The organism is Pseudomonas sp. P20 (assembly GCF_016463925.1).
Taxonomy (GTDB): Bacteria; Pseudomonadota; Gammaproteobacteria; order Pseudomonadales; family Pseudomonadaceae; genus Pseudomonas; species Pseudomonas aeruginosa.
Genome location: NZ_JAEMVM010000015.1, coordinates 106,919 through 117,209, shown reverse-complemented (window position 1 = coordinate 117,209; position 10,291 = coordinate 106,919). Strand labels below are relative to the sequence as shown.

9 protein-coding genes are annotated in these 10,291 nt (G+C 69.4%); 4 read left to right on the top strand and 5 right to left on the bottom strand.

Annotated elements, in window-relative coordinates:
• The 4 genes from JHD77_RS20785 to JHD77_RS20770 form a co-directional block, all read left to right on the top strand.
• Positions 1–101, top strand: a 101-nt coding sequence (locus JHD77_RS20785; RefSeq protein WP_134824998.1) for a carbohydrate porin, incomplete at its 5' end; no start/stop codon positions are given.
• Positions 102–254: 153 nt separating this feature from the next.
• Entirely contained in the window at positions 255–2,666 is a 2,412-nt protein-coding gene (locus JHD77_RS20780) for a glucose/quinate/shikimate family membrane-bound PQQ-dependent dehydrogenase (RefSeq protein ID WP_003089344.1), read from the top strand.
• Between the two features lie 131 nt (positions 2,667–2,797).
• On the top strand, positions 2,798–4,918 hold the full coding sequence (locus tag JHD77_RS20775) for a TonB-dependent receptor family protein (protein WP_031634473.1): 2,121 nt from the start codon (positions 2,798–2,800) through the stop codon (positions 4,916–4,918).
• Between the two features lie 120 nt (positions 4,919–5,038).
• Complete coding sequence (locus JHD77_RS20770) at positions 5,039–5,326, top strand: hypothetical protein (RefSeq protein WP_003122735.1); 288 nt, start codon at positions 5,039–5,041, stop codon at positions 5,324–5,326.
• A gap of 12 nt (positions 5,327–5,338) precedes the next feature.
• Here the strand turns inward: JHD77_RS20770 and JHD77_RS20765 are convergent, their stop codons facing one another.
• Genes JHD77_RS20765 through JHD77_RS20745 form a run of 5 tightly spaced genes read right to left on the bottom strand, consistent with a single transcriptional unit; the run spans position 5,339 to position 10,290 of the window.
• A complete protein-coding gene (locus JHD77_RS20765; RefSeq protein WP_003160276.1) occupies positions 5,339–5,974 on the bottom strand; it encodes a hypothetical protein in 636 nt (211 codons plus the stop codon).
• Positions 5,961–7,505 (bottom strand): M48 family metallopeptidase, encoded by a 1,545-nt coding sequence (locus JHD77_RS32890; RefSeq protein WP_016852899.1) that lies wholly within the window; start codon positions 7,503–7,505, stop codon positions 5,961–5,963. Before JHD77_RS32890 ends, JHD77_RS20765 begins: the two co-directional genes overlap by 14 nt.
• Positions 7,506–8,168 (bottom strand): hypothetical protein, encoded by a 663-nt coding sequence (locus JHD77_RS20755; protein WP_191519447.1) that lies wholly within the window; start codon positions 8,166–8,168, stop codon positions 7,506–7,508. It abuts the gene before it with no gap.
• Positions 8,165–8,836, bottom strand: coding sequence for a hypothetical protein (locus tag JHD77_RS20750; protein WP_003122739.1), 672 nt, complete (start codon positions 8,834–8,836; stop codon positions 8,165–8,167). Before JHD77_RS20750 ends, JHD77_RS20755 begins: the two co-directional genes overlap by 4 nt.
• A complete protein-coding gene (locus tag JHD77_RS20745) occupies positions 8,833–10,290 on the bottom strand; it encodes a M48 family metalloprotease (RefSeq protein ID WP_023130620.1) in 1,458 nt (485 codons plus the stop codon). Before JHD77_RS20745 ends, JHD77_RS20750 begins: the two co-directional genes overlap by 4 nt.
• Position 10,291 lies beyond the last annotated feature (1 nt).

Here is a 10,291-nt window from a genome sequence, read left to right as displayed (position 1 = left end):
TGACGGTGCGGCCGAACCTGCAATACATCAAGCAGCCGGGCGGGGTCGACGAGGTCGACAACGCGCTGGTGGCGGGGATCAAGATCCAGACGGTGTTCTAGGCTGTTGCTTCGGACAACCGCGATTCGGTCATGGCCAGCGGCCATTTCTTCAGCGCCGCCCAACGCGGCGCGGCGGGCTGAACAGCCCGGCGTGCAGAACGTAATAGGAGAGTAAGCAATGCCTGTCATCAACCCCGAAGGGAGTACCGGACGATGAGCGAAGGTAACCGCAGTCGATCGCGCCTGCTGCCGAGCCTGCTCGGCCTGTTGATCCTGCTGTCCGGCCTGGCGCTGCTGGCCGGCGGCATCAAGCTGGCGAGCCTGGGCGGCTCGCTGTACTACCTGCTGGCCGGCATCGGCCTGGCCCTGAGCGGACTGTTGCTGCTGCTGGGCAAGCGTGCGGCGCTAGGCCTGTACGCTCTGGTGCTGTTCGCCAGCACCGTCTGGGCGCTGTGGGAAGTCGGCCTGGACTGGTGGCAACTGGTGCCGCGCCTGGCTCTGTGGTTCGTCTTCGGCCTGCTGCTCTGGCTACCCTGGTTCCGCCGCCCGCTGCTGGCCGACGGTCCGGCGCCGCTGGGCACCGCGGCGCTGGGCGTGGCGGTGGTCCTGGCCGGCGCCGCCGCGGTGGGCAGCCAGTTCACCAATCCGGGGCAGATCGTCGGTCGCATCGACCGCGACAGCGGCATGACCAGCACCGCCCCGGCGATGCCGGACGGCGACTGGCAGGCCTACGGGCGCACCGAGTTCGGCGACCGCTACTCGCCGTTGAAGCAGATCACCCCGGCCAACGTCGGCCAGCTCGAGGAAGCCTGGCGCATCCGTACCGGCGACCTGCCGACCGCCGACGATCCGCTCGAACTGACCAACGAGAACACCCCGCTGAAGGTCAACGGCATGCTCTACGCCTGCACCGCGCACAGCAAGGTGCTGGCCCTCGACCCGGACACCGGCGCGGAAATCTGGCGCTTCGATCCGCAGATCCAGAGCCCGGTAGGCTTCAAGGGCTTCGCCCACATGACTTGCCGTGGCGTCTCCTACTACGACGAAGAGCAGTACGCCAGGAGCGACGTCGGCGCGCCGCCGGCCGCGCTCTCCGAGGCCGGCAAGGCGGTCGCCGCCAGTTGTCCGCGGCGCCTGTTCCTGCCCACCGCCGACGCCCGCCTGATCGCGATCAACGCCGACAACGGCAAGGTCTGCGAGGACTTCGGGGTCAAGGGCGCGGTCGACCTGACGGCCGGCATCGGTCCGTTCACCCCGGGCGGCTACTACTCCACCTCGCCGGCGGCGGTCACCCGCAATCTGGTGATCATCGGCGGCCACGTCACCGACAACGAGTCGACCAACGAGCCGTCCGGGGTGATCCGCGCCTTCGACGTGCACGACGGCAAGCTGGTGTGGAACTGGGACAGCGGCAACCCGGACGAGACCGAGCCCCTGGCTCCCGGCAAGTTCTATACCCGCAACTCGCCGAACATGTGGTCGCTGGCCAGCGTCGACGAGAAGCTCGGCCAGGTCTACCTGCCGCTGGGCAACCAGATGCCCGACCAGTGGGGCGGCAACCGCACCCCCGGTGCCGAGAAGTTCAGCGCCGGCCTGGTGGCCCTCGACCTGAACACCGGCAAGCTGCGCTGGAACTACCAGTTCACCCACCACGACCTGTGGGACATGGACGTCGGCAGCCAGCCGACCCTGCTCGACCTGAAGACCGCCGATGGCGTCAAGCCGGCGCTGATCGCGCCGACCAAGCAGGGCAGCCTGTACGTGCTGGACCGCCGCGACGGCACGCCGATCGTGCCGATCCGCGAAGTGCCGGCGCCGCAGGGCGCGGTGGAGGGTGACCATACCGCGCCGACCCAGGCGCGTTCCGACCTCAACCTGCTGCGCCCGCCGCTGACCGAGCGCGACATGTGGGGCAGCAGCCCGTTCGACCAGATGCTCTGCCGCATCCAGTTCCGCTCGCTGCGCTACGAGGGCCAGTACACCCCGCCGTCGGAGCAGGGCAGCCTGATCTATCCGGGCAACGTCGGAGTGTTCAACTGGGGCGGGGTGTCGGTCGACCCGGTGCGCCAGATCCTCTTCACCAGCCCCAACTACATGGCCTTCGTCTCGCAGATGGTGCCGCGCGACAAGGTGCCCAGCGGAAGCAAGCGCGAGGGCGAGACCAGCGGCGTGCAGCCGAACACCGGCGCGCCCTACGCGGTGATCATGCATCCGTTCATGTCGCCCATCGGCCTGCCGTGCCAGGCGCCGTCCTGGGGTGACGTGGCGGGTATCGACCTGACCACCGCCAAGGTCGTCTGGCAGCACAAGAACGGCACCAGCCGCGACAACACCCCGGTGCCGATCGGCCTCACCGTCGGCGTACCGAGCATGGGCGGCTCGATCACCACCGCCGGCGGCGTGGCCTTCCTCAGCGGCACGCTCGACCAGTACCTGCGCGCCTACGACGTGAAGGACGGCAAGCAGCTCTGGCAGGCGCGCCTGCCGGCCGGCGGCCAGGCCACGCCGATGAGCTACACCGGCAAGGACGGTCGCCAGTACGTGCTGATCGTCGCTGGCGGACACGGCTCCTTCGGTACCCGCATGGGCGACTACATCATCGCCTACGCCCTGCCCAGGCAATGACCCGCCCACCGGGAGCCCACAGCCGGCTCCCGGCCTTCCGGGCCTCGGCCCGGAAGGGGCTTTGCCAAGGGGAGGCGCGTTCCCGCCCTTGGCAAAGCCCCTTCGATACCTTGCGACCCGCGGAACCCTGCATGCCGTCCCGACCCCGACCCAGCTTCGTCTCCCACCTGTTGCCCGGCTCCCTGGCGCTCTGCGGCCTGGCCATCGCCTGCGCCGTCCAGGGCGAGGAGCGACGCAGCCTCGAACCCATGGTGGTGACCGGCAGCTACAACCCCAGCGACACCTTCGACCTGCCGTTCTCGGTGGATAGCATCGAGCGTCGGCAGATCGCCGACGGCCAGCTCGGCATCAACCTCTCCGAAGTCCTGCCGCGGGTACCTGGCCTGGTGGTGCAGAACCGCCAGAACTACGCCCAGGACCTGCAAATCTCCTCGCGCGGCTACGGCGCCCGCTCGGCCTTCGGTATCCGCGGGCTGAAGCTGCTCGCCGACGGCATCCCGGCCAGTACGCCGGATGGCCAGGGCCAGGCCGCGACCCTCAACCTCGACGTCGCCGAGCGCATCGAGGTACTGCGCGGGCCGGCCTCGACGATCTACGGCAGCAACGCCGGCGGGGTGATCCAGATGTTCTCCCGCGACGGCCAGGGCGCCCCGCGGGTCGGCGCGGAAACCTCCGTCGGCAGCGATGGCCTGAGCCGCAATCACCTGTACACGGAAGGCGAGGGCGACGGGGTCGGTTTCCTGGTGGATGCCTCGCGGATGGACACCGACGGCTACCGTGACCACAGCGCCGCGCGCCGCGACCAGACCTTCGCCAAGCTCAACTTCAGGCCCGACGCCGACAGCCGCCTGGCGCTGATCTACAGCAGCCTGGAGCAGAACGACACTGAAGATCCGCTGGGGCAGACCTGGGACGCCTACAAGCACGACCCGCGCTCCGTCACCGCCAACGCCGAGCTGTACGACACGCGCAAGAGCATCGACCACCAGCAGGCCGGGATGAACTACGAGCGCTACTTCGGCGAGGCGACCTTGCAGGTCAACGCCTACGTGGGCAAGCGCAGTGTCGTGCAGTATCTGTCGATCCCCAGGGGGGTGGCCTCCAACAGTCAGCGTGGCGGCGGCGTGGTGGACTTCGACCGCGACTTCCACGGTGGCACCGTGCGCTGGCTGCAACCGGTACGCCAGGCGCCGGGCGTGCTGAACCTGACCGTCGGCCTCGACTACGACCAGAGCCGCGACGACCGTCGCGGCTACCAGAACTTCAACGGCGACCAGCTCGGCGTGAAGGGCGAGTTGCGCCGCGACGAGGTGGACACCGCCACCAGCCTCGATCCCTACCTGCAGGCGAGCTGGGCCATCGACGCCTGGACCCTGCAGGCCGGGGTGCGCCACAGCACCATGAAGATGGAGGTCGACGACCGCTACCTGAGCAACGGCGATGCCAGCGGCTCACGGCGCTACCGGAAGAACACCCCGTCGTTCTCGGTGATGTACGCCTTCACCCCCGACCTGCACGGCTACCTCAGCGCCGGCAAGGGCTTCGAGACTCCGACCCAGGCGGAGATGGCCTATGCGCCGGTGGCGGCGAACGCGCCGGACGTCTTCAACTTCGGCCTCAAGCCAGCCACCAGCAGCCAGTACGAAGCCGGGCTGAAGGCGCGCCTGTGGGGCAATACGCGGGTCAACGCGGCGATCTTCCAGATCCGCACCGAGGACGAGATCGTCGTCGCCAGCTCCCTCGGCGGTCGCACCAGCTACCAGAACGCCGGCAAGACCCTGCGTCGCGGCTTCGAACTGGGCCTGGAGAGCGAACTGAGCGAGCACTGGAACGCCAACCTGGCCTATACCCGGCTATCCGCCACCTACGATTCGGATTTCGAGGCCGGCGGCAAGACCATCGGCAAAGGCAAGCACCTGCCGGGCGTGCCGGAAAGCAGCCTGTTCGGCGAACTGGTGTGGAAGCCCGCGGAGGGCATCAGCATGGGCTGGGAAGGCATGTACCGCAGTCAGGTCTACGTCGAGGACAGCAACAGCGAAAAGGCCGCGCCGAGCTATGCGGTATTCAACTGGCGCACCCGCTTCGAGCAGCGCCTGGGAGCCTGGGCCTTCCACCAGCTGGTGCGCCTGGACAACCTGTTCGACCGCCAGTACGTCGGCTCGGTCATCGTCGGCGACGGCAACCGGCGTTACTACGAAGCGGCCCCCGGGCTGTCCTGGTACGCGGGAGCCGGGGTCGAATACCAGTTCTGAAGTGCCGGATGCGCTTGTTCGCGCTACCCGGCCAGCCCTTGTCAGCGTCGTCAATTCCGATTACTGTATGAATGTACAGTAATCGGAAATCGCCTGCCTGCGCGACAAGGAGCACCGATCATGAGCCACAACCTTGCCGAACTGCCGCTGTCCCGACGCCGCGCCCTGGAGCGCGAGAAACAGGCCTGCCTGCGCCTCCACCTGTCCCGCAATCGTGCCAGCGAACGCCTGGAGCGCGCCGTGCGCGACGAAGTCGAGCGCCTGCTGGGGGCTCGCGAGCGCCAGGGGACCGGCTGGCCGGAGTGGGTCAGCGCGGAGCTCTGCGTGGCGGACGACCCGCTCTTCGTGCGCAAGGTGGTGGCGCGCCTGAAAGCCGCGGTGGACTGGCAACGCCAGCGCGCAGCCTGAGCGTTGCTCGCTTCAGGCCCCGCTGCCGTCGCTCCCGGGCGCGCGATGATGTTGCAGGGCGCGCTGGCGATGGCCGGCGAGGATGTACCGGTAGATCAGTCGTGCGAGCGGCTCCAGCTCCATTTTCTGGCCGTTCAGCGCGGCGCCGCACAGCGCCAGCTTGACCCGCTTGCCGCCGGCCACCGCGCGGGCTTCGGGGCGGGCGAAAGCCCGCGGGTCGAAACGGGCATGGTTGTCGAAGCTCGGCGCCGTGCAGTCGAAGGTGGTCGCGAAGGTGAGTTCCAGCCAGCGCCCGCGCTCGATCTCCAGCGACTGGAAGGTGTACATCGGCACCTGCGGCGCGTTGGCGAAGGCGATGCTCTCCGGCGTCAGGGTGAGCGCGACCTGGCCGTGGCGCCGGTAGAGGAACACGCCCGCCAGGCAGGCGTACAGGCCGCCGCCCAGCAGCAGCGCGGCTGGCAGCCAGAACAGCCATTGGCCACTGGCCAGGCGCCAGGCGTTGGGCAGCGAAGCGAGCCAGAGACCGGTGGCGCCAGCCACCAGGCCAGCGAGCAGGGCAACGCAGGCGGTGCCCCGCGAGACCTCGCGGATCTCGCAGCGGGCTTCCAGCGGCGGCAGTTCGTCGAGGGTTTCGTCAGTTTCTTGCATGGGGATTCTCACAGGTCTTGCCGAGCAGGTCGGCGCTGAGCGCTCGGCTCAACGCCAGGGGGGCGCCGAACCAGACGCCCAGCGCCTGGCTCGGCGGTCGTGTCGGAACGGCCCGGCCGGCGGTCCCGGCCCAGGTGCGTTCGAAGCTCTCTCCCAGCGCCGTGCAGCGCAGGCCCAGCGGAGGGTGGGTATCCTGCGGATGGACCTGGAGTCCCTCCGCCCCGGGGGCCGGTGCTTCCAGGCCGGACTGGCCCAGGTAGACGTGGATGGCGTCCACCAGGTTGTCCGGCGCGCGCGCCGGAGCGAGCAGGCAGTGTTCGAGGAACGCCCGTATCGGCGCGCCGGCCGCCGCGCTGCGCAGCAGGGCCGAGGCCATCGCCGGCGCACCGGCCAGTTGTGCGGCGCGGCGGTCGGCGGCGAATTCGCGCAGGCGGCTCCAGTGGTTCACGGCGAGGCCGAAACGTTCGAGGAAGTACCCGGCCAACAGTCGCGCCGGTTCCAGTGCCGCACGTTCGAAGACGTTGGCTTCCTGCTCCTCGATGGCGGCCAGTTGGCTCGCGGCGCCCTGGTAGATCGGCAGGAAGCGCAGGCTGTAATGGGCGTCGCGGCCGGCGAAGTGGGCCAGTTCGTGAGCGATCACTGCACTCAGTTCGGCGCGGTCCAGCAGGCCCAGCAACGGTAGCGAGAGGTATAGGCTGCGTCCTTCCAGATGCTCGCCGGAAGGTTGCAGGCAGACGCGGTTGGCGGTCACGTAGAAGCCGTCGCAGAGACCTACCAACAGGTGCTGCGGGGCTGGCGTGTCGAGGCGCGCCGCCAGCTCGCGCAGTAGCGTCCAGAGTTCCGGTGCATCCTCTTCGCCCAGCCGGCGGCCGATGACATCCAGGGCCGGCGCCGGGCGCAGGCGCAAGCGGCTGATCTTCGCCAGCATTTGCCACGCCGACGCCAGCAGGCCGAGAAGGATCAGCGCCACGCTCAGTTGGGTGCGTCCTTCGCTGACCGGAACCTGGCCGACCCGCCACAGCCCGAGGATCTCGAACGTTCCGGCACAGGCCAGGGCCAGGGCGAGCAGGCCGATCTGGGCGAGGAGCAGGCAGGGCAGCAGGCGTCGGCCCAGCTCGAACCACAGGAGCAGGCAGCGACGCGAGCGCAGTGCGCTGCGTGCGGCGCCGGCGATGCCGGCCAGGGAGACGGCTCCCAATACGGCGACCAGCGCCGCCAGGCAGGCTCCGCTATCGGCGAGGACGGCGGCGAAGCGATTCAGGCGCTGTGCGCTTCGTGTGTCGGCGAGTCGCTCGTCGAGCCGCGCCAGGGCCAGGTCGCGCACATAGGCCCGGCCGTCCACCCGGACGCTGGCCCTCGGCGGCAGCGCCCGCGCTTCGGCGAGCGCGCGCTCGACCCGCTGCTGCGCGGCGCCCAGTCGCTCGGCCTGCTGCTCGGCGCGCCAGGACTGCCAGGCGCCGAGCCCCGCCAGCAGCGCTGGAACCAGCACCAGGCAAAGCAGCAGCCTTCGCGGATGGACCGTGCCCTTCACTCAGCCCTGGCTGCGCAGTTGTTGCAGGTAGCGCTGGGCGTGGGCGGCCTGGATGTAGGCGTCGAGGATCGCCGCCATGTCGTCGCAGTCCAGCTTCTTGCCATCGCTCTGCAGGCCGGCCGACATGATGGTGATGCGCGGGTCCTTGCCTTTGAAGGCCATGGCCTGGGAGGCGAACACCTGGCGTACGGCGCGATGGGTCGGCAGCGGCGTTTCGGGCCGCAGGTGGAGGGTCTGGGTGGTTTGCAGCATGTCGGCCTTGACGCTGAAATCGATGACGTCGGCCAGCTCGAGCGGAGCCGACAGGCTGTCGGCCCAGAGCTGGGTACGGGTCAGGCGCATGAAGGGGGTCTTGCCGGAGTTGCGATGCTGGTAGCCGAGGAACAGCCCGAACAGGCCGAGCAGTAAGCCGACGACGCCGCCCCCCGGCTTGCCCTGGGAGAACCACATGCCGGTCATGATGAAGGGCACGATGCTCAGCAGCGGACCCAGCACCACGTACTTGCGGGTATTGGTGAACTCGGTGGCCGGCGGTACGTTGGCGATCACCCGCTCCAGGTGGGCGATGACCTCGGCGGTCTTCGCCTGGTTCAGCTCTTCGTGTTCGGCACCGAGGGTTTCGGCGAGGTTGGAGACGAGGTCCCGGGGTTCCTGGTTGCTCATGGAAATATCCTTGGAGTTGGGAGTGAAGAGGAAGCACTGGGCGGGATCTCGCCCAGTTGGCGGAGCCGGGCCTGGGCGCGGGCGATGTCCAGGTAGAGGTCGATGACCTCCGCGGCTTCCAGTAGCGACAGGTTGCGACCGTTGAGGCGCCAGCCGGGGGACAGCAGGCGAACCCGTGGGCCGTCCCGGCATTCGCTGACGGCACGCGCGGCGAACGGATCGAGCGGGCGCGTGGATGGTGCCGGTAGCGCCTTGCCGTGCAGTTCGAGGACTATCGCGGAGAACCAGACCCCGTCCTCCAGGCGCAGGTCGGCGACCTCCAGCAGGTCCAGCGGCGCCGACAGGCTGCGGGCGCGCAGGCGCCCCTGGCCGAGGACGAGGAACGGCGCGCTCCTGGCGTTGCGCTGCAGGCAGGCCAGGCACATGAGGAGGGCGGCCGCCGCCAGCAGGCACAGCGCCGCCGCCTCATGGCCGGGACCGGGGTGGTCGCGCAAGGTCCAGGCGCCGCCGAGCAGCAGCAGGCCGAGCAGGGCGGACAGCGGCGCCGCGCCACGGGCGGCGCCGATGCTTATCCGGTTGGGGACGCTGGCGACGAAGCGCCGCAACTGCGTGGCTTCGTCGCCCCTTGTCCCGGCGGGGCAGGGCGTTTGCGCGCCCGGCGGGATCACCGGCTTTCCCCGTGGCCTGCATCGAGCAGGCGGTTGAGCCACTGCGTGTCGTCGGCGCTGACGATGCGCCTTGCCTGTCGCAGCAGATCGTCGTCGAGCGCCAGGGAAAGGTCCGCGATCCGCTGGAAGGTCGGCGGGTGACTGTCGAAGGGGTGTTCCAGGCGGCGAGCGCTGTCGTGTTCGTCCAGTTCCAGGGAGTTCCCGCGCAGATGGTCGGTCAGCGCATGCACCAGGTTGCGCGTCTGCGGGCTGGCCAGCAGGCGTTCGATCAGTCCTGCAAGGGCGCAGGTGCGTAGCAGCGCGATGGCGAAGACCCGCGCGCCGGCTACCCGCGCCCCGACCTTGTCGGCGGCCAGTTCCTGGCGGCGATTCCAGTGCAGGTAGGCGCGCTCGAAGCGATCGAGGAAGTACAGCGCGGCCCACAGGCCCGGCTTGCCGAGCAGGCCGACATGCCCATCCTCGGGGGCGGCGATGCGTTCGATGCGCAGGCGCACCTGCCGCTGCAGGAGCGACAGGGATGCACCGTGGGCGGTGTCTCCGGCGGCGAAGTGGCCCAGTTCGTGGCCGATGATCGCGGCGCTTTCGGCCTCGCTCATGACCGAGGCATAGGTCAGCGGGATGTACAGGGTACGCCCCTCCAGCGGAATGCCGCGGGGTGCCAGCAGGACCTTGGCCTGGGTGACGAAGTAGCAGTGCTCGATGCCGGTGACGACATGGTCCGGTAGCGGCGCTCCGGCGCGGTCGGCGATCTGTCCCAGCCATTGCCAGAGGCCGGGCGCGGCGACCCGGTCGAGTTCGCGGCCGAGCAGGTGGAGCACCGGTTCCTCCAGCGGCAGCAGTTCGCCGCGCAGGCGCCGCAGCATGAGCAGGCCGCCGAGGAACAGCAGCCACAGCGGCAGTGAGAAGAGCAGGGCGACGAAGCCGTGGCTGTGCCAGTGGCTGTAGCTCCACAGCGCTTCGTAGAGCAACTGGCTGGCCAGGGCGGCGACCAGCAGGCCGGCGTGCAGCGGGACCAGTCGACCGAGGCGCCGCCAGGCCGGCGCGAGGTGGCCGAGCAGGTAGGCTTGCGAGCGCATCGAGCGGCGCCCGTCGTATTCCAGTCTCGCCAGCAAGACGGCCGCGACCAGCGCCGACGCCAGCGCGCAGAGCTTGCCGATAGCGGCCAGCCAGCCGCGCAGAGCCAGCCAAGGATGGTCGCGGCGGATGGCCTCGGCGTCTTCGGCGAACTGGTGAAGATGACCTTCGACGCCATAGGCCGGACGGAACAGGTGACGGGGAATGGCGCCGGCGGTGTCCGGGTCGTTGCGCACCGAGGCGCTCCAGTCGCGCATGAACTGTTCGTCGCGCAGGGTCGAGTCGACCCGGAAGGCCTGCACGGCGGACCAGGCGTAGAGCGCCAGGGGAATCAGGAAGAGGAATGCGAGCAGCCTTACCCGCAGCGTATCGTGGCTCATC

Excerpts from the sequence above, each read along its gene's own strand:
- JHD77_RS20780 (WP_003089344.1), top strand. The coding sequence starts at position 255 with ATGAGCGAAGGTAACCGCAGTCGATCGCGCCTGCTGCCGAGCCTGCTC.
- JHD77_RS20775 (WP_031634473.1), top strand. The coding sequence starts at position 2,798 with ATGCCGTCCCGACCCCGACCCAGCTTCGTCTCCCACCTGTTGCCCGGC.
- JHD77_RS20770 (WP_003122735.1), top strand. The coding sequence starts at position 5,039 with ATGAGCCACAACCTTGCCGAACTGCCGCTGTCCCGACGCCGCGCCCTG.
- JHD77_RS20765 (WP_003160276.1), bottom strand. The coding sequence starts at position 5,974 with ATGCAAGAAACTGACGAAACCCTCGACGAACTGCCGCCGCTGGAAGCC.
- JHD77_RS20755 (WP_191519447.1), bottom strand. The coding sequence starts at position 8,168 with ATGAGCAACCAGGAACCCCGGGACCTCGTCTCCAACCTCGCCGAAACC.
- JHD77_RS20745 (WP_023130620.1), bottom strand. The coding sequence starts at position 10,290 with ATGAGCCACGATACGCTGCGGGTAAGGCTGCTCGCATTCCTCTTCCTG.